This window comes from Acinetobacter sp. ESBL14 (genome assembly GCF_036668815.1).
GTDB classification, from domain to species: Bacteria; Pseudomonadota; Gammaproteobacteria; order Pseudomonadales; family Moraxellaceae; genus Acinetobacter; species Acinetobacter gyllenbergii.
The window spans coordinates 208,742-225,217 of the sequence record NZ_JAZEVS010000003.1 but is presented as its reverse complement, the minus strand read 5'-3'; the positions used below and the strand labels follow the sequence as shown (position 1 = coordinate 225,217).

General features: G+C 40.4%; 25 protein-coding genes. 18 read left to right on the top strand and 7 right to left on the bottom strand.

Annotated elements, in window-relative coordinates:
* Positions 1-8 precede the first annotated feature (8 nt).
* From V6E90_RS12115 to V6E90_RS12045, 15 genes are all read left to right on the top strand, one after another.
* Positions 9-689, top strand: a complete 681-nt coding sequence (locus tag V6E90_RS12115; protein ID WP_332605450.1) for a LexA family protein — start codon at positions 9-11, stop codon at positions 687-689.
* On the top strand, positions 673-1,449 hold the full coding sequence (locus tag V6E90_RS12110; protein WP_332605449.1) for a DUF3800 domain-containing protein: 777 nt from the start codon (positions 673-675) through the stop codon (positions 1,447-1,449). Before V6E90_RS12115 ends, V6E90_RS12110 begins: the two co-directional genes overlap by 17 nt.
* Positions 1,450-1,750: 301 nt before the next feature.
* The gene (locus V6E90_RS12105; RefSeq protein WP_332605448.1) at positions 1,751-2,320 is read left to right on the top strand and encodes a pentapeptide repeat-containing protein; all 570 of its coding nucleotides are present in this window, start codon (positions 1,751-1,753) and stop codon (positions 2,318-2,320) included.
* Entirely contained in the window at positions 2,317-2,601 is a 285-nt protein-coding gene (locus V6E90_RS12100) for a hypothetical protein (protein WP_332605447.1), read from the top strand. The genes V6E90_RS12105 and V6E90_RS12100 overlap by 4 nt, the downstream gene beginning before the upstream one ends.
* Complete coding sequence (locus tag V6E90_RS12095; RefSeq protein ID WP_332605446.1) at positions 2,594-2,779, top strand: hypothetical protein; 186 nt, start codon at positions 2,594-2,596, stop codon at positions 2,777-2,779. The genes V6E90_RS12100 and V6E90_RS12095 overlap by 8 nt, the downstream gene beginning before the upstream one ends.
* Before the next feature lies 1 nt (position 2,780).
* Positions 2,781-3,686, top strand: coding sequence for a hypothetical protein (locus tag V6E90_RS12090; protein ID WP_332605445.1), 906 nt, complete (start codon positions 2,781-2,783; stop codon positions 3,684-3,686).
* Between the two features lie 184 nt (positions 3,687-3,870).
* Entirely contained in the window at positions 3,871-4,164 is a 294-nt protein-coding gene (locus V6E90_RS12085) for a hypothetical protein (RefSeq protein ID WP_332605444.1), read from the top strand.
* The gene (locus tag V6E90_RS12080; protein WP_332605443.1) at positions 4,164-5,102 is read left to right on the top strand and encodes a hypothetical protein; all 939 of its coding nucleotides are present in this window, start codon (positions 4,164-4,166) and stop codon (positions 5,100-5,102) included. Before V6E90_RS12085 ends, V6E90_RS12080 begins: the two co-directional genes overlap by 1 nt.
* Complete coding sequence (locus V6E90_RS12075; RefSeq protein ID WP_332605442.1) at positions 5,099-5,848, top strand: hypothetical protein; 750 nt, start codon at positions 5,099-5,101, stop codon at positions 5,846-5,848. Before V6E90_RS12080 ends, V6E90_RS12075 begins: the two co-directional genes overlap by 4 nt.
* The gene (locus V6E90_RS12070) at positions 5,845-6,186 is read left to right on the top strand and encodes a hypothetical protein (protein ID WP_332605441.1); all 342 of its coding nucleotides are present in this window, start codon (positions 5,845-5,847) and stop codon (positions 6,184-6,186) included. The genes V6E90_RS12075 and V6E90_RS12070 overlap by 4 nt, the downstream gene beginning before the upstream one ends.
* Positions 6,179-6,571 (top strand): hypothetical protein, encoded by a 393-nt coding sequence (locus tag V6E90_RS12065; RefSeq protein WP_332605440.1) that lies wholly within the window; start codon positions 6,179-6,181, stop codon positions 6,569-6,571. The genes V6E90_RS12070 and V6E90_RS12065 overlap by 8 nt, the downstream gene beginning before the upstream one ends.
* Entirely contained in the window at positions 6,564-6,803 is a 240-nt protein-coding gene (locus V6E90_RS12060; RefSeq protein WP_332605439.1) for a DUF551 domain-containing protein, read from the top strand. The genes V6E90_RS12065 and V6E90_RS12060 overlap by 8 nt, the downstream gene beginning before the upstream one ends.
* Positions 6,803-7,054: a hypothetical protein gene (locus tag V6E90_RS12055; RefSeq protein WP_332605438.1), complete on the top strand. Its 252-nt coding sequence runs from the start codon at positions 6,803-6,805 to the stop codon at positions 7,052-7,054. The genes V6E90_RS12060 and V6E90_RS12055 overlap by 1 nt, the downstream gene beginning before the upstream one ends.
* A gap of 2 nt (positions 7,055-7,056) precedes the next feature.
* The gene (locus tag V6E90_RS12050) at positions 7,057-7,692 is read left to right on the top strand and encodes a GIY-YIG nuclease family protein (RefSeq protein WP_332605437.1); all 636 of its coding nucleotides are present in this window, start codon (positions 7,057-7,059) and stop codon (positions 7,690-7,692) included.
* Between the two features lie 3 nt (positions 7,693-7,695).
* Entirely contained in the window at positions 7,696-7,986 is a 291-nt protein-coding gene (locus V6E90_RS12045; protein ID WP_332605436.1) for a DNA-binding protein, read from the top strand.
* Here V6E90_RS12045 and V6E90_RS12040 read toward each other — a convergent pair.
* The 4 genes from V6E90_RS12040 to V6E90_RS12025 form a co-directional block, all read right to left on the bottom strand.
* Positions 7,983-9,002: a tyrosine-type recombinase/integrase gene (locus V6E90_RS12040; RefSeq protein WP_332605435.1), complete on the bottom strand. Its 1,020-nt coding sequence runs from the start codon at positions 9,000-9,002 to the stop codon at positions 7,983-7,985. The two genes, V6E90_RS12045 and V6E90_RS12040, sit on opposite strands and share 4 nt — an antisense overlap.
* A 254-nt stretch (positions 9,003-9,256) precedes the next feature.
* Positions 9,257-9,712 carry a phosphohistidine phosphatase SixA gene (sixA, locus tag V6E90_RS12035; RefSeq protein WP_332605434.1) on the bottom strand — a complete coding sequence of 152 codons (456 nt, stop codon included), beginning with the start codon at positions 9,710-9,712 and terminating at the stop codon, positions 9,257-9,259.
* A 57-nt stretch (positions 9,713-9,769) separates the two neighbouring features.
* Positions 9,770-10,843: an NAD(P)H-dependent glycerol-3-phosphate dehydrogenase gene (locus tag V6E90_RS12030; RefSeq protein ID WP_016541146.1), complete on the bottom strand. Its 1,074-nt coding sequence runs from the start codon at positions 10,841-10,843 to the stop codon at positions 9,770-9,772.
* A 48-nt stretch (positions 10,844-10,891) separates the two neighbouring features.
* Positions 10,892-11,470, bottom strand: coding sequence for a nitroreductase family protein (locus tag V6E90_RS12025; protein WP_016541145.1), 579 nt, complete (start codon positions 11,468-11,470; stop codon positions 10,892-10,894).
* A 252-nt stretch (positions 11,471-11,722) separates the two neighbouring features.
* Between V6E90_RS12025 and V6E90_RS12020 the strand changes: the two genes are divergently transcribed.
* Positions 11,723-12,106 carry a hypothetical protein gene (locus V6E90_RS12020; protein ID WP_332605433.1) on the top strand — a complete coding sequence of 128 codons (384 nt, stop codon included), beginning with the start codon at positions 11,723-11,725 and terminating at the stop codon, positions 12,104-12,106.
* Between the two features lie 51 nt (positions 12,107-12,157).
* Here V6E90_RS12020 and V6E90_RS12015 read toward each other — a convergent pair whose 3' ends face one another.
* Positions 12,158-12,403: a hypothetical protein gene (locus tag V6E90_RS12015; protein ID WP_016541143.1), complete on the bottom strand. Its 246-nt coding sequence runs from the start codon at positions 12,401-12,403 to the stop codon at positions 12,158-12,160.
* 154 nt (positions 12,404-12,557) lie between these two features.
* Entirely contained in the window at positions 12,558-13,745 is a 1,188-nt protein-coding gene (locus V6E90_RS12010; RefSeq protein ID WP_065342816.1) for a phosphoglycerate kinase, read from the bottom strand.
* A 139-nt stretch (positions 13,746-13,884) separates the two neighbouring features.
* On the opposite strand from V6E90_RS12010, the gene V6E90_RS12005 reads away from it, so the two are divergent.
* Both V6E90_RS12005 and V6E90_RS12000 read left to right on the top strand, forming a co-directional pair.
* On the top strand, positions 13,885-14,268 hold the full coding sequence (locus V6E90_RS12005) for a DUF2237 family protein (protein ID WP_016660352.1): 384 nt from the start codon (positions 13,885-13,887) through the stop codon (positions 14,266-14,268).
* Entirely contained in the window at positions 14,268-14,861 is a 594-nt protein-coding gene (locus V6E90_RS12000) for a Maf family protein (RefSeq protein ID WP_332605432.1), read from the top strand. Before V6E90_RS12005 ends, V6E90_RS12000 begins: the two co-directional genes overlap by 1 nt.
* Positions 14,862-14,903: 42 nt before the next feature.
* Here the strand turns inward: V6E90_RS12000 and V6E90_RS11995 are convergent, their stop codons facing one another.
* Positions 14,904-16,394: an MFS transporter gene (locus V6E90_RS11995; protein WP_065342818.1), complete on the bottom strand. Its 1,491-nt coding sequence runs from the start codon at positions 16,392-16,394 to the stop codon at positions 14,904-14,906.
* Positions 16,395-16,476 lie beyond the last annotated feature (82 nt).

Below are 16,476 nucleotides of genomic sequence, written 5' to 3'. Positions count from 1 at the left end.
TAACTTATATGAAAAAACTTGAAACAATGGGTCAGCGTATTCGCGCCCTACGACGTGAAAAGAATTTAACTCAGGGCGATTTAGCGAAAATCGTGGGAGTTAGTGCGCCTAATGTGACAGGATGGGAAAAGGATGCTTATGCGCCAAAGGCTGATCCTTTAAGTAAGATGGCTTCTTATTTTGGGGTGTCTACTTCTTACATTACCCATGGTGATGAGAGTGGACCTCAACTTGACAATAACGTTGTTCCAGTGAGCACAAAACTGATTCCTGTACTCTCATGGGTGCAAGCTGGTGCTATGACATCAGTAGAAGCAATTGATCCAAACAAAATAAATGAATGGCTACCGCCATTAAGTGCTGATGATCCAGATGGTTGTTTTTATTTACGTGTAGTGGGTGTAAGTAACTTCCCTATTTATATGGAAGGCGATTACATCTTGGTGAATCCTAACTATCAAGTGTGTGACCTTCTCTCTGAAGATTTAATTGTTGTTCGAAATAACTCAGATGCAACTTTTAAAAAACTTGTCATTGAAAGCGATGAACGCAAGTATTTACAAGCACTTAACCCAAACTTTAACCCGAATATCATTGAATTTGAGGATGGAATGGAGCTTGTGGGTTTGGTAATTGATGCATTTAGACCATTAGGTGGCTCACGTCCAAAGCGTGTTAGGAAAAGTTAAAAATAAGGATAATAAAGTGGAGTACAGTGACTTCATAGTTTACGTTGATGAAAGTGGAAGTGTTGATATGCTTAACAATGATCCAGACTTTCCAGTTTTTGTTTTATCTTTTTGTGTTTTTCATAAGAGATATTACACAGATACAGTAGTCAAATCGGTTGAGCAATTAAAGTTCAAGCACTTCGGGCACGATATAATAATCTTGCATGAAAGAGATATAAGAAAAAGAACTTCACATTTTGCAGGTCTCGATAGAATCCGCATGGAATCGCTAATGAGTGACCTAAATGGATTAATGAGTGATAATAACTTTATTTTGATTAGTTCTGTTATTCGCAAAGATAAGTTAATCAAGCGTGATGCAAATCCTTATGAAGTAGCAATGAAGTTTTGCCTAGAGCGACTTTATTTTTTTCTTAGAGAAAAGAATCAAAACAGTCGTTTAACGCATATTGTTGTTGAATCAAGAGGAAAAAACGAAGATTCACAACTAGAGCTTGGTTTTAGAAGAATTTGTGATCCATCTGGAAACTATCACAAGAAAACTCTCCCTTTTGAAATAATTTTTGCTTCAAAAAAAACCAATTCATCTGGCTTGCAATTTGCGGATCTAGTGGCTAGACCAATCGGAAGACATGTTATTAACCCTTCTCAATCAAATAGAGCATTTGACATATTAAAAGCTAAGTTTTATTGCAAAGGTGGTAGAGGTGCAGTTGGAAGTAACTATAATGGATATGGTTTAAAAATATACCCTTAAAAAAACAAAGAGCCTTGATGTATGCACCAAAGCTCTTTGCCGACCGGGAATGCCCAATCCATGAATGCATTATAGATAAAGCTATCATGTACATCAAGAATTATTAACGTTTATTAACATTCAACCCACCCAGCGTGGGTTTTCTTTTGTCTATTAAAACAAAAAAATAAGGTTTCTTAATAAAAAATAAGATTTCTTATTGACAATAAAACTAAGTTTTCTTATATTTATCTCATCAAATAAACAAAAACCGCCATAGGGATCGAAGTCTAGGCGGTTTGCATTACATGCGGAGATAAGTATGACACAAAATCATGAAATCAAAAACCGTTGGACTGGCGAAGTTCTATTTACTTGTGAAATTCCTGAAGGAATGGAATCAGGAATGATTGCTCGTCATGTTGCTGAGGCTGCGATAGCTGCTGGTGCCTACCTTAGCGGTGCCAACCTTTACGATGCCAACCTTAGCGGTGCCGACCTTAGCGGTGCCAACCTTAGCGGTGCCAACCTTTACGGTGCCAACCTTAGCGGTGCCAACCTTAGCGGTGCCAACCTTTACGGTGCCTACCTTAGCGGTGCCAACCTTTACGGTGCCAACCTTTACGGTGCCTACCTTCGCGATGCCAACCTTAGCGGTGCCAAAGCAGCTCCACTGGTCATTTATGGCCTTCGCTGGGATGTGGTTATCAATGGCACTGGGGATATGCGGATTGGTTGTCAAAATCACAAAGTAGAAGAATGGAAATCATTTGATGATGAACGCATTTCGCTCATGGATAGTAATGCGCTTGATTTTTGGAATCAACACAAATTAATGCTTTTAAGCATGTGTGATAGCTATGTTCATCCAGTAGAGGAGTCTACGTCATGAACATAAAAACGAACGTAGTCAACGAAGAGCATCAAGCCTTCATTGCTAAGTGCATCAAGCGTCAGAACACTAAGAAGTTCACCACGATTAAATCTGTGGTTCTTCAGTCGATTGCCTTACTTGCTGTCTTAGTGATGTGCATTTCATTTATTGGTTTGGTGCTTCACATTGCAGCTTATTACCAGACTAAACAAGAACTTGAAACCCAAGCCCTTCTCCAACAACTAGAAAAAGGCGAAGTCATTGAGATGACAGCTCGTGTTGGTGGTCAGCATGAGTGATGCAGTAGCAGCAATTGAACGCTTCGAGAAGTGGTTTAAAGAAAGCGGCAAAGGCACTTGCAAGAATCCGAATTATGGACCAGTGCCAACAAAATCAAATGTACGAATTAAACAAACCTTACCGTCTTGGTACGTCGCTAATCCGATCTACCCTGCTGGTCGTTATCAAGGTGATTGAGATGAGTAACTACAAAATCAAAGTGAATGATGAGGCTGAAAGTAAAGAGGCTCAGGAGTTGTTTTTTAAGTTGGGTTACACATGGTTAAGTGGTTGCACAACTACATCTAATATGAATTCTCCATACCTGTACACCTCAGAAGATTTAGGTTTGTGGTGTGGTGATTACCATTCGACTTTTAACGAATGTGGGAAAAAAGAACTCACCCTACCTCAGCTTCGAGACCTTGTTGCACAAAGTAAGGCTAAATCAATTGAGTTTCTTGAACCTCAAGATGATGGCACATACAAACTAGTTAATTGGACTTGTATGTCATGCCCTCCTGAAAACTTTATTGAAGTACCTGATGAGGCAGAACTCTATGTTTATTGGCCTCATGATAAAGATTACCACTTTCAATCTGGACAAGGGTTTTATGAAGATGGCAGCTGGAATTTATGCTCGTTTTCTGTTGAGGAAATCAAGAATGGCGATGCAGGTGCAGAGATCTTGTGGTCTCGAGAGCCTATCCAAGAACAAGGCCTGATTAGTGGGCGTGAAGCACTTGAGCGTGTAGCTGAAGGAATTGTTCAGTACTCATGCTCTGAAGATCCCGTTAAAGACAGATGGATAACAATTACTGACCATTTTTGGGATCAGTACAACCTTGGGGTTTTTCTTAACAAAGACACAACTTGGAGTTTCCGCCTCAAACCCCGCACCATAAAGATTGAGCTAGAGATTCCAGTCCCATTGAGTGATGCAGAACAGATGAAAGGTCAAGTCTACTATCTTAATGATGGTTTCCCTGATGGGTATGGATTGATGGAACTTGATCCTAATGACACTCCTTTCACTATTGGCGCATGGCGCACAGAAGAAGAAATCAAGCAAGTTGTTGCAGCGCTGAGGGGGATTAAGGGATGAAATGCTCTATCTGCCAAGACACGGGAATTGTGTTTTTAGGATGCTGTTCTGGAAATCAATGCGGATGCATGGGACAACCAGTTGCTGCAAAAAGTTGCAAATGTGGTCAGCCAATCAATGAAGAAAAAATGTCAAAAGATGAACTATTTATCTTTGCACATGTTGAATATTTGGAGCCACAACAATGAACGCTCAAGTCAACTTAGAAAGCATTGAATTGGCAAAGTTAAATGCGGAAGTGATTGTTTTAGCTCACAGCATCATAGCTTTGACAGCAGTAGCAGAAGATGTGATTGCGACGATTAATCAAGACTCGTTTCAAGTGATTTATTTAGGCAGAGGCTCAGAGATATTCGGTCTTGGTCTATCAGAAGCTTTCAAGACAATTGATCGCATCAACTATGCAAAAAATTTGGTCAGAGATTTCACAAAAATCAAAACTGACATTGAACAGAATTATATCGGGGAGGCTTGCTAATGAATGCGCCAGTACAACACGTAGGGCAGAATCCTTTTGCGGTATCAGCCCCTACTACTCAAGCAATGTCAACTGTTCAATCAGATAGTCAACGTGCAATTGCTGAGGTTCAAGCTGCTTTGGTTATTGCAAAACAGTTCCCACGCAATCCGATTGAAGCTTACGACAAGATCATGAATGCTTGCCAGCGTTCAGGCTTGGCTCAATCTGCTGTTTATTCTTATGCCCGTGGTGGCAGCTCAGTTACAGGACCTTCTATTCGTCTGGCTGAAATGCTTGCTCAAAACTGGGGGAATATTCAGTACGGTATTCGGGAACTATCTTCGGAAAATGGTGAATCTACTGTTGAGGCATTTGCTTGGGATGTGGAAACAAATACACGTCAGACCAAAGTGTTCCAAGTGCCACACATGCGTTACACACGCAATGGATCTAAAAAGCTTTCTGATCCACGGGATATTTACGAACTTGTAGCGAACAATGGTGCTCGTCGACTTCGCGCTTGTATCTTGGGTGTTATTCCAGGTGATGTTATCGATGATGCAGTTGCTCAATGTGAAAGAACAATTCATGCAAGTGCTGATACTTCACCAGAAGCAGTACAGAAACTGGTCCAAGCATTTGAACAGTTCAGTGTAAGTAAGAAGGATATTGAGGATTACATCCAACGTCGTCTTGAGGCTATTACTGCTGCGAACATTGTGTCTTTACGCAAGATTTTCACAAGTCTGCGCGATGGAATGAGTACACCAAAGGATTGGTTTAAAAATGCAGTATCTAAGGAAGTTGGTGAAGTTGAAGTGCAAAAGCCTACTGTTTCAGAGCAGGACTTCCCTTCCCTAATCGATCAACTCAAAGCTGATGCAATTTCTAAGGACTATGTTCTAGAAGGTTATGCGCTTACGGATGCTCAAAAAGTTGAGGTGAATGCACTATGAAGCTATTCCGATGTTCAAGCCTATCTAAGTTAATGGGTGATGCTCAAAGCATCGCTCAAGAGCTTAGAACTGATGAAATTGATGCTCTAATCAAGAAGCGTAAACGTTCTGACGCTGAAAACGAAATGATTGATCAACTCAAGGTTCAATCTTTATCTGACACAGCAAAGTCAGAAATCAGAACAATTGTTAAAGAAGACTTGACCACATTTAAATCTTTCAAGGGCAATCAGTACACAGCTAAAGGCAATGCGTTTGAAGATATTGCGATTGATTTATCTGGAAAGGTTCGCTTTCGTCAGCTTCAAAAACACAGTGGTCGAGTCAGCAATGACTTGATCACAGGTGAGTGTGATGTGCTTGACCTAAACAATAGCTTAATCATCGACACGAAATGTACATGGGATATTGGCACTCACCCCTTCTTTCAGGATGAGGCTCAAGAGAAGGCAAAGAAAGCTGGTTACGACTGGCAGATGCAAGGCTACATGTGGCTATACAACTGCGAAGCAGCTGAGGTCGATTTCTGGCTATTCCCTTGCCCTGTCGAACTCACAAGCGATTGGGATGACAGAGAACAATTGATTGATCTTGTTGAGCAGATTGATTTGCGCGAACGCCTGACAACTGTTCGTTATGAACGTGATGAATCAATGATTCAGAAGATCAAAGACAAAATTCCACACGCTCAAGAGTACTACTCAAAACTATATCAAGAGCGTATTAAAGCGAAGGTGGCAGAATGAATCATAATTTTATCGAGTATACGACTGGCGGTGCATTCAACCTGAACCTTAGTCGTCGACAAATCGAATCTTTTACTTACTTCGCTTCTGTAGAGCAGTTTGTACATATCCCATCAAAGTCTACACAAGCGTTGATTGATAAAGGATTGCTTGAATCTGTCCCTGCTGCTGATGCATGTGATCCTAATTATCCATGTTTAAAAGTCACCGCTGAAGGCAAGTTGGTTTGGGAACTATTAAAAATGGCTGGACTGGTTAAAGAGTTGCCTAGATCAATATTTATTCCTGCACCAGAAGTTGATTTTAAAGTTGAGCTACGGGAGAAGGCTGATGCTTAATATTGAAAAAGAACGCGAGGCTTTTGAGGCATATATCAGTACAAAATTGCCATGTTCTAAACCTTTGGTTTCTTTTACTTACATCGACCAAGAAAATAAGTATCGTCGGCATGAAGCCTGGCTCGATGATCCTTGTTGGGTGAAATTCATTAATGATAGTTGGGAAGCTTGGCAAGCCTCTGCCCTTCGTGCCGAAGAAAAACTCGAAGGCTGCGTGGTGGTGCCTGTTGAAATGCCTGATTCATTTGATGATGCTCTATATATGTATTCAAATGATATCTCAGTAGTTAATAGTGAAAGTGATGGTTTCATACCTATGGCAGATTTAGATCATGGGAAAGTTTGGCAATTAGTTGTAGAAGCAGCAAGGGGCGGAAATGAGTAATTGGATTAGTGTGAATGATAGGTTACCAGAATTTAGAGCTCCTGTTTTTGCAGGCTTTTATAGAGATGGTGAGTTCACTTGGTGGGTATATGAAAGATATGACGAAGATGATGGTTGGTGTTGGGCAAGATATGAAGGTGATTTAGAAAGTGATGCCTATGCGGATGAATATGAAATTACGCATTGGCAACCACTTTTAGAAGAACCAAAAGCGGATGCGGAGGAATCATGATGTCTAATTCTTACGAGATTCGAACCTTGTCTGACTTATTAAAGGTTCCTTCTGACAGACTACATGACTGCATGTCTGAGCTTGCTGATGGCATTATAGCTTTTAAAGCTAATTGTGAAGCACTAGATATTCACAATGGCCTTGATGAAATCACTTGGCATGATGATCAAAAGAAAGACCAGCGACATAGCTTTCAGTGTGAAGACGGTCGAGAACTTAGAATTGATTTTAAAGCGGATGCGGAGGGGTGAATATGCAGATTCAACAACATGTAGTCATGCATAAAACTAGCGAATATCCAAGTGCCCTTAAAACTGCTTTAGAAATTGCAGGAAGTGACACATTGCCTCTTGAGAAGCTTATTGCTTATACCGAAGCTGGTTATATTCCCCATTATAGAATTGATGGGGGTGAATTTCTTTACAAGTCTGGAGAAGTAAAAAATTGGATAGCTAAAAACTTGATGGGCCGTTGTGATGGAACTGATTTACCCTATGAACTGAAGATTACAGTTCCTGCGGAGAAGATTAGCGTATATCCCCCATCAGCCATTAGCAATCTACCCAACCTTCAGCAAGTCCCAAAGTATGGCTTTAACTCTGGAATTTATTTCTTATGTTTTGGAAATGAAGTAGTTTATGTTGGTCAAAGCACATCACCAGCCTCTCGTATTGCTAATCATGTATTAGAAGGAAAAAAGGTTTTTGATCGGGTGTATTTACTCCCTATTCCTGAGCAGGATTTAAATAATGTTGAGACTGCTTTTATAAAAACCTTCAACCCAAAATATAATGGGAAAATTAGAGGAACGGACAAGCCACTTACTTTACAAGCCACTGAAGATGCAGAAAGTGTTTTTTCTCGCATTGGATATGTTGTGGAGGTTTAATCAATGGGAGCATACAAATATACAATTACTGTAGAGGCTGATTCTCCTCCACATATTCTACTCGGACAGAATCTTGGTGGCGCTATTGTCACCAAACTTGAGCAGGAAAAGCAAGAGCTAGTAAGTGCTGCTGAGTTAGCAAAAATTTATAATTGGAGTGTGCCAACTATCAGGGACAAATTGATCACTATTAATCAAGGTACTGGCGGTAAACACATGTACAATCCAGAACTAGCTCACCAGTTGCTAACACAAAAGGAAAGCACTAAGCGTGGTAGAAAGAGAGCTAATTAGCTCTCCTCACCATTAAACATTGCGACCAAATCCTGTGCATTTGGATTGTAATAAGTATTAATTAAGACACCAATTGTCTTGTGCCCTGTGATTTTAGCCAAAACTTCTACTGGTAATTTTCGATTTCTAACCATTCTTGTAATAGCTTCATGGCGCGTATCGTGGAAGTTAATTTGATCTAATCCTGCTGCATCTCTTATTTTTATCCAAGTTCTTTTAAATGTTTTGATATTTACTGGGAGTAAAAGATCATTTCCAGTAGGTATAAGAGTCAAAAGTCTTTTTGCTTCAGCTGATAAAGGGACATTCCTAGAGTCGCCATTTTTAGTAATAGGTAAATGTATAAAGTCATCTTTTATGTCTTCTCTTTTCATGGCTAGAATTTCACCCTGCCTCATCGCAGTTTCTAGGGCAAATGAAAATGCCCAACACACATAGTGCTTCACATAAAAAGGTATAGTTGTATTGTCCCACTTAGCTTGTTTAAGTATTTTAGTTAAATCTTCGTCTGTAATGCGCTGATTTCTGCTTTTACCCTTTTCTGGCTTTACAACTGATTGCCATACATTACTTTCAATTAAAAATAGTTCTTTTTGAGCGTATGTGAAAACAGAAGAAAATATAGAAAATTCGTATAGTGCTGTACTGCTTTGGACTTCTTTAACTCGTTTATTTCTCCATTTGACAATATCGTTTGGCTTAATATCAAAAATAGATTTATCTGCAAGCTCTCCAAGTATCTTATCAATATTGTCGAATTTGTTTCGAATACCATCTTTAGATTTTAGCTTTAAACCTTTTTCTAAGTAATATCGTTCACAAAGACTTCTGAATGGTAAATTTGGTTTAACGCCTTGCTCTTCTAAAGCTTTTCCAGTTTTAAGCTCTAAAAGTTTCATAGCGGCCCATTGTTCACACTCTTTTATTGTGTCCCGTGTGCATGAGTAGCGTTTCTTCTCATAAGTCACAGTGATGCGATACGTTTCACCACGTTTAATAGGTTTAGGTAGCTTCATTCTTGGTGCAGATTTGGTGTAGATAATTTTCAATTCTACCAATATTTCTGAAAAAGTAGTAAAAATAGTGGTGTTTTTGATGTAAATATGGGTGGCTAGAACTTAATAAACAAACTCAAAGATGTCTTTTATTGTGTTGTTTTTATTATATTTTTAATCAACAAAATAATTAAAAAGCTGCATTTTCAGACTTAAAGCATCCATATATACAGCATCGGTGTTCAGTACCCTTATCCTATTGAGGATAGATAAAATTATAATGTTGGTGTAAAACGATTCTTTTGCGTCGATAAGCCATTCGCAATCACCGCTTGATCATAAATACGTGCTTCGGCCAATGCAAATGGATTAAAATTTTCATGAGTCAATTGTTCTGCAATATGCGCCACAACATTCATATGACAAACCACTGCAATTGACTCATAGGGTAATTTTGACAACCATTCGATTGCATCTTTGGCATCATCATCAGGTTTAATCTTATCGCAAATTAGCACAGGAATACCGTGAAAATGTTCTTTGATGTGAGCCAAAGTTTCCTGAGCACGTAATAGAGGACTCACCACAAAGATTTCAGGTTGAATCACATCCTTTAAGAAATGTCCTGTTTGCTCAGCTTGTTGATGTCCACGCACTGTTAATGGACGCTGCATATCATTTCCATTAATAGCTGGAGATGCTTCACCGTGACGAACTAAAGTTAACTGCATAAAACGACCTTATTTTTTATTCCTATATCATAACCAAGATTGATGACAGTTTTTTGATTAGACTTCTTGATGCGGTAAAACAAATTCCACATCACTGCGATGCCCATTTTTCATCAAAGACAATGCAATGGTCATTGGCGGTGCACCTTCAAAAATTACATCATACAATGCGTTGGTAATCGGCATATACACATCCAGTTCTTCGGCTTTGGTTCGCACCTGAACAATGGTATTAATCCCTTCTGCCGTCTGACCAAGCTCTTTGGTCGCTTGATCTAGGGTTTTCCCAGAGCCTAACGCAAAACCAATTTGGTAATTACGACTTAGTGGGCTGTTACAGGTGGCAAATAAATCACCGACACCAGACAGACCGAGGAAAGTCAAAGGATTAGCCCCCTGCTTCACCGCAAAACGGCTCATTTCTGCCAAAGCACGGGTCAAAATCATGCTCTTGGTATTTTCACCAATCTTATACGCACCACCCATCCCCATGGCAACTGCATAAATATTTTTTAATGCACCACCCAACTCAACACCATGTACATCATCACTACCAAATACGCGGAATAATGCACTGTGTAGCGCATGTTGAACGGCATAACGGACTAACTCCGACTCACTGGCAATCACCGTCCCAGATGGCATGCCTGCCATGATTTCTTTGGCAAGGTTTGGACCTGATAGTACCCCATAAGGCACTTCTGGTAATTCAGTACGAATGATATCGCTCATAAAACTAAAGGTTTTTGCTTCAATCCCTTTAGTCAATGAAACGACTGCTTGTGAGCTAATAAACGGTGCAATTTGTTTTAATACATCACGGAATGAATGACTTGGAATCGCAACCAGAATAATGTCACGATCACGCACAGCAAGCTCCAAATCGGCAACCGCACGTAATCCCTGTTCCAATGGATAATCAGGTAAATAACGTTTATTGATATGCGTTTGATTAATTTCTTCGGCAACAGCAGCATCACGAATCCAAATCATGGTATCGCAGCCATTTCTGGTCGCTAAATTTGCCATGGCCGTACCAAAACTACCACCACCTAAGACGGTAATTCTTAATGCTGTTTTCTGATCTACGGCAACTGGCTCGACCAAATCGCTAAAATTTAACTCTGACATTTTTTATCCTGAAACGAATTTCTTTCTTTAATAAATGGCTGAAAAAGCTTAGCTCGCTTGCCATTCTTTTACAAAATCTTGGCTACTTATTTCTGCTCTCGGTGCAATCGCTTTAGCTGCCGTACCAATATAAATAATCCCTGAAATTAAATCCTGTTGTTTTAAACCTAACTGCTGTTTTAGCCAATTCGATTCAACCACAGCACCAGAACGCCACATTGTTGCAAAACCTTGTGCTTGTAAAGACAGCAAGAAGTTTTGAATTGCCGCACCCGTACTTAAGATCTGTTCAAAATGCGGAACCTTAGGATGATCTTGAATCGTTGTTAAAGCTAAAACCAATAATGGTGCACGGAAAGGATGCTGTTTAACTCGATCAAGCTGCGCTGGATCAACTTCACCCAAGTCAGCCAAAGCTTTAGCTAAATGCTCACCAAAAGCCGCACGCTGTTCAGGTGTAATAATCACGAAACGGGTTGGTTTCAAACGATGATGATCAGGCGCAGTCAGTGCTGCCTGCACTGCTTTTTCGAGTTGTTCTGTATTTGGCGCTGGCTCAATAAGTTGTCCAATAGATTGACGTTGATGAATATTTTGATGAATTGTCTCTATATTTGAGTCCGTCATTGAAATGAATCTAACTAACACAAGGATGGCGCTAGATTAGCATAATCTGAATGATTTCCACTATGCTTTCTTCGTGCTTGTATCAAGTGTATTTATAGATTTTGGTAGCTAAATTGAAAATACTATTGATGCTAAATCCATCATTCATTTGAAAAAATTAACAGAGTCCCTGCATAAACTGTACAGAACCTGCAAAAGCGCTCAGAATTTCTGTGTTCAAATAATACAATTAAACAGCAACTTGAGAAAAACATGAAAAAAACTTTCATCATGAGTTTACTGGGTGGCTTAGCCCTTGGTTTAACAGCGTGTGCATCAACACCAACTAACACATTGGCGATCCAGAAAGAAAATAATCAATATGAAGTGACTGGTATTGGTAAAACCAGCTTAATTGCGAAAAATAATGCAGTTACTGCTGCTCAGAAAACCTGTACCCGTAACACTTCCCCAGTCGTTGTAGATGAAAAAACTGCATACCAAGGGGTATTAAAAGGTGTTGTCGATGAACAAACAGGTAAAATGGTTGAGGCAGCAGCAGGCGTAATTGGTACGATTACTGGTAAAAATGCCTCTTTAGCAAAAGATGATGATTATCAAACGACCTTGACTTTCTACTGTAAAGCCAACGCGTAAACACAAAAAAGCCGATGTTTGAAACATCGGCTTTTTTTTCTGCTTTGTCACTTAGTGCGCTTCGCTCGCAGCGACTTCAGATGCTGCACCTTGCTCTGCAACATCAGTATTGTTTTCATCTAAATTCGGCTTATCAATCGCATCAATTGCAGCTTGTTGCTCTGGAGTCGTTTGTGTTGTTACAGCAGAAGCTGCTTGATCTTGCTGTTCAGCATTTTTCACTTCTTCTTTCTTTGCACATGCAGTCAGCATAATTGGAGCAATAATAAGAGCGGCAAGGGTTAATTTAAATTTCATCACGGCTTTCCACAGTTACTTGGTTAACTTATGACAAGCATATTTCAGATATATGACATTTTGATGACGACAACGTTGTACAAAAGTAAAAAGAGCCGATAAACATCGACTCTTTTTGAAATATCTTTTGACTAATCAATTCATTGAAACTTGATTATGCACGCTCAAGAAGAACTGCAACAGCAGGTAAAGTTTTGCCTTCTACGAACTCCAAGAATGCACCACCACCTGTTGAGATATAACCAATTTGATCAGCAACTTGATATTTATCAATCGCAGCAAGCGTATCACCACCACCCGCAATTGAGAAACCAGCAGATTCAGCAATTGCCAATGAAAGTGTTTTAGTCCCTTCACCGAATTGATCTACCTCAAATACACCCACTGGGCCATTCCAAAGAATGGTTTTTGACGTTTTTAAGATCTCTGCAAATGCTTTGGCAGTTTCAGGACCAACATCCAAGATCATATCGGTATCAGTTACATCAGCAACGTTTTTCACCACAGCTTGAGCGTTTGCCAATGAGCCCAAGAAGTCTTCAAAGTTGATTTGGCTTGCATCAGCAACCACAACATCCGTTGGCAATGGAACACTTACTTTTGCAGCAATTTGTTTTGCCGTTTCGACCAAATCAGCTTCATAGAGTGATTTACCAACGTTATAACCTGCTGCTGCAAGGAAAGTATTGGCAATACCACCACCAACAATGAGTTGATCACAGATGCTAGACAATGAATTTAAGACGTCAAGTTTAGTTGATACTTTAGAACCTGCAACAATCGCAACCATTGGTTTTTCTGGAGTTTGCATTGCACGACCAAGTGCATCTAGCTCAGCAGCCAATAAAGGACCTGCTGCTGCAATTGGTGCAAAACGTGCTGCGCCTTCAGTTGAAGCTTCTGCACGATGCGCCGTACCAAATGCATCCATCACGAATACATCACATAAAGCTGCATATTTTTTTGCAAGTTCTTGGTTATTTTTCTTTTCACCATGGTTGAAACGAACGTTTTCAAGTAAAACCACTTGACCCGCAGCAACTTCAACGCCCTCTAAATAATCTGTGAATAATTTTACATCTTGACCTAATGCTTTACTTAAATAAGCAGCGACTGGTGCAAGTGATTGTTCTGGCTTTGGCTCACCTTCTACAGGACGACCCAAATGAGAAAATACCATCACTGCCGCGCCTTTTTCTAAAGCCGCTTTAATTGTAGGCAATGCTGCACGTAAACGTGCATCACTGGTAATTTCCCCATTTTTTACAGGAACGTTTAAGTCTTCACGAATAAGGACACGTTTACCTGCTAAATCAAGATCAGTCATGCGCTGAAAATTCATGGATGGCTCTCTAGTTGATTTTAAAAACGGCGTAATTTTAAATGATTCTCTGAAATAAAGGTGAGTTTTTTTGCAGAAAAGCTGCCGAAAGCTTCAGATTTGATTATGATAATCGAGATCACTAAATTTTTATATTATTATGTCTATTCATCCAGATCCTAAAATTAATCGTTTAAACGTCCTTGGCGAACCTTTAGCCAGCTGTTGTTATGACCCAATCACAGGGTATTTTCGTAATGGTTTTTGTCACACGGCGGTCTCCGATCTTGGTCAGCACACCATGTGCGCGCAAATGACTTCTGAGTTTTTAAATTTCTCACAAAAAGTCGGCAATGACTTGATCACCCCCTTACCTGAGGTGGGCTTTCCAGGGCTTAAACCAGGTGATTTCTGGTGTATCTGTGTGACCCGTTGGGTTGAGGCTTATCAGGCAGGACAAGCGCCACCGATTAAATTGAATGCTTGCCACAATGCCGTTCTACATTATGTTCCTTTGAATATTCTTGTGGAATACGCGGTCTAATGTATCAACATGAACTAATTTTGGCTTCAAGCAGTCAAACCCGTAAAGATCTGATGGATCGTTTAAGGCTCAATTATCGCTGTATTTCACCTGATATTGATGAGTCAGCAGATGGTGAAGTACATGCCGATGATTTAGCCAAGCGACTTGCTTTTGAGAAAGCGCGTGTCATTGCGCAACAACATCCTGATGCGATTGTGATTGGTTCAGACCAAGTGGCTTGGCGCGAACATGCCCCCTATGATTTTATTGGTAAACCTTTAAGCCTTGAAAATGCTATTCAGCAATTACAGGAAAATTCCGGTCGAACTGTATTTTTTAGTACCGCACTCAGTGTTCAACATTTGCAATCTGGCTTTGAAACCACACTGGTTGAGCATTACCAAGTCAAATTTCGTCAGCTGACATTGGCTGAAATTGAGCGTTATATTGCAATTGATCAACCCTTGCATTGTGCGGGCAGCTTTAAATGTGAAAGCTTGGGGATTAGCTTATTTGAAAAAATGGTTGGTGATGATCAAACCACCTTGATGGGCTTACCCATGATTCAACTGTGTAAGATCTTACGTCAGTTTGGAATAAGTGCGCCTTAACAAACACCCTGACCTAAACTTAATTTAGATCAGGGTCAATCATTATTCCTCGACCACGGTGACTCTTTTTGGTAAAGCAAACCAAATAAAAATCGACAGAATCAAGAACAATAATGCAGCCACATTCAATACGGAACGATGCGATTGGCTAAAAGCCTGTTTCGCTGCTTGAATCAAATGTTCAGCAAGCGTTGGCTGTAATTGTTTCGCCGCTTGAATCGCCTCTCCAATTGAACTACTCGCCTGTTGCAGCATGTTATTCGGTACATCACTTGGAATCACAATCGAGTTGGCATAGAACCATGAGAGCATCAGACCAAAAAATGCAATACCCAAACCTGCACCTAACTCGTATGCCATCCCTTCAATCGCACCCGCAGCTGTCGCTTTACTTGGTGGAACAGAGGACATAATTGCTGAAGTTGAAGACAGCAAGGCAATTTCCACACTCAAACCTAATAACACCATCCATGCCCATGCATGGATTTGTGCTTGCATAAAGTCGGTATTGGCCAAGCCCCACAGACTGATCGCACTCATCAGCATACCCAGTGAAGCCACAGAACGTAGACCAAAACGGTTCACCAACAGACTGGCAATTGGACCACCTAAACTAATCGCAATCATGAACGGTAAAATAAATGCCCCAGCGGCCAATGGCGAAAGCTGATACACAAATTGCAGCTCTTGCGAAACCAACAGCTCGAACCCCACCAAGGCCATCATCGATACAATCGCCATGACCACACCAGTCGCAATAACGGGGTGTTTGAACAATTGAATATCAATCATTGGTGATTTTGATGTTAACTGCTGACGAATAAAACCAACCAACAAACTGAAACCAACGGCAAAAATTAAAATCGACCACACAGTAAAGCCATGCATCACCGATTTCACGGCGTAAATCATACTCAGGATGGCGATCACCAAGACCAATGCTTGTAACAAATTGAGATTCTGTTTTGGCTGACCTGTTTGTTTTGGAATCAAAAATGCTGCCAATACCACCACGGTGATCATGATAGGCACATTAATCAGGAAGACTGAGCCCCAATGGAAATGCTCAAGCAAAAAGCCACCGAGTAAGGGACCAAAAGCTGCACCACCACCACCAACTGTCGCCCAGATCCCTAAAGCGAAGTTACGCTGCTTTTCATCCAGAAAGGTATTACGCACTGCCGACAAAGTTGCAGGCAGAATCATTGCCCCACCCACGGCCAATAAAGCTCGTGAAGCAATCAATGCCAATGCCGTTGGTGAAAATGCAGCTGCCAATGAGGCCAGACCAAATAACACCGCACCAATGATCATGAGACGTTTATAACCAATACGATCCCCTAAGGCACCCATCGGTAAAATCAGCCCTGCCATGACCAGTGAATAAATATCAATAATCCATAGCAGCTCATTGGCTGAAGAAGAAAGCGACTCGCTTAAAGTAGGTGTCGCCACGTGTAAAATGGTTGCATCAATCGCGACAGGAATATAGATCAATACAACAATTGCAAGAATTAACCACTTGCGTGACATAAATGCCTCTAAATTGGACAACTGTTCAAATTGGCGTTATTATAACCAAAATTGAACACTTGTCCAACTTTTGGATTTAAGT

Excerpts from the sequence above, each read along its gene's own strand:
- V6E90_RS12005 (WP_016660352.1), top strand. The coding sequence starts at position 13,885 with ATGTCTATTCATCCAGATCCTAAAATTAATCGTTTAAACGTCCTTGGC.
- V6E90_RS12080 (WP_332605443.1), top strand. The coding sequence starts at position 4,164 with ATGAATGCGCCAGTACAACACGTAGGGCAGAATCCTTTTGCGGTATCA.
- V6E90_RS11995 (WP_065342818.1), bottom strand. The coding sequence starts at position 16,394 with ATGTCACGCAAGTGGTTAATTCTTGCAATTGTTGTATTGATCTATATT.
- V6E90_RS12105 (WP_332605448.1), top strand. The coding sequence starts at position 1,751 with ATGACACAAAATCATGAAATCAAAAACCGTTGGACTGGCGAAGTTCTA.
- V6E90_RS12025 (WP_016541145.1), bottom strand. The coding sequence starts at position 11,470 with ATGACGGACTCAAATATAGAGACAATTCATCAAAATATTCATCAACGT.
- V6E90_RS12015 (WP_016541143.1), bottom strand. The coding sequence starts at position 12,403 with ATGAAATTTAAATTAACCCTTGCCGCTCTTATTATTGCTCCAATTATG.
- V6E90_RS12095 (WP_332605446.1), top strand. The coding sequence starts at position 2,594 with ATGAGTGATGCAGTAGCAGCAATTGAACGCTTCGAGAAGTGGTTTAAA.
- sixA (WP_332605434.1), bottom strand. The coding sequence starts at position 9,712 with ATGCAGTTAACTTTAGTTCGTCACGGTGAAGCATCTCCAGCTATTAAT.
- V6E90_RS12100 (WP_332605447.1), top strand. The coding sequence starts at position 2,317 with ATGAACATAAAAACGAACGTAGTCAACGAAGAGCATCAAGCCTTCATT.
- V6E90_RS12055 (WP_332605438.1), top strand. The coding sequence starts at position 6,803 with ATGTCTAATTCTTACGAGATTCGAACCTTGTCTGACTTATTAAAGGTT.
- V6E90_RS12065 (WP_332605440.1), top strand. The coding sequence starts at position 6,179 with ATGCTTAATATTGAAAAAGAACGCGAGGCTTTTGAGGCATATATCAGT.
- V6E90_RS12070 (WP_332605441.1), top strand. The coding sequence starts at position 5,845 with ATGAATCATAATTTTATCGAGTATACGACTGGCGGTGCATTCAACCTG.
- V6E90_RS12085 (WP_332605444.1), top strand. The coding sequence starts at position 3,871 with ATGAACGCTCAAGTCAACTTAGAAAGCATTGAATTGGCAAAGTTAAAT.
- V6E90_RS12045 (WP_332605436.1), top strand. The coding sequence starts at position 7,696 with ATGGGAGCATACAAATATACAATTACTGTAGAGGCTGATTCTCCTCCA.
- V6E90_RS12010 (WP_065342816.1), bottom strand. The coding sequence starts at position 13,745 with ATGAATTTTCAGCGCATGACTGATCTTGATTTAGCAGGTAAACGTGTC.
- V6E90_RS12050 (WP_332605437.1), top strand. The coding sequence starts at position 7,057 with ATGCAGATTCAACAACATGTAGTCATGCATAAAACTAGCGAATATCCA.
- V6E90_RS12030 (WP_016541146.1), bottom strand. The coding sequence starts at position 10,843 with ATGTCAGAGTTAAATTTTAGCGATTTGGTCGAGCCAGTTGCCGTAGAT.
- V6E90_RS12020 (WP_332605433.1), top strand. The coding sequence starts at position 11,723 with ATGAAAAAAACTTTCATCATGAGTTTACTGGGTGGCTTAGCCCTTGGT.
- V6E90_RS12040 (WP_332605435.1), bottom strand. The coding sequence starts at position 9,002 with ATGAAGCTACCTAAACCTATTAAACGTGGTGAAACGTATCGCATCACT.
- V6E90_RS12115 (WP_332605450.1), top strand. The coding sequence starts at position 9 with ATGAAAAAACTTGAAACAATGGGTCAGCGTATTCGCGCCCTACGACGT.
- V6E90_RS12090 (WP_332605445.1), top strand. The coding sequence starts at position 2,781 with ATGAGTAACTACAAAATCAAAGTGAATGATGAGGCTGAAAGTAAAGAG.
- V6E90_RS12075 (WP_332605442.1), top strand. The coding sequence starts at position 5,099 with ATGAAGCTATTCCGATGTTCAAGCCTATCTAAGTTAATGGGTGATGCT.
- V6E90_RS12000 (WP_332605432.1), top strand. The coding sequence starts at position 14,268 with ATGTATCAACATGAACTAATTTTGGCTTCAAGCAGTCAAACCCGTAAA.
- V6E90_RS12060 (WP_332605439.1), top strand. The coding sequence starts at position 6,564 with ATGAGTAATTGGATTAGTGTGAATGATAGGTTACCAGAATTTAGAGCT.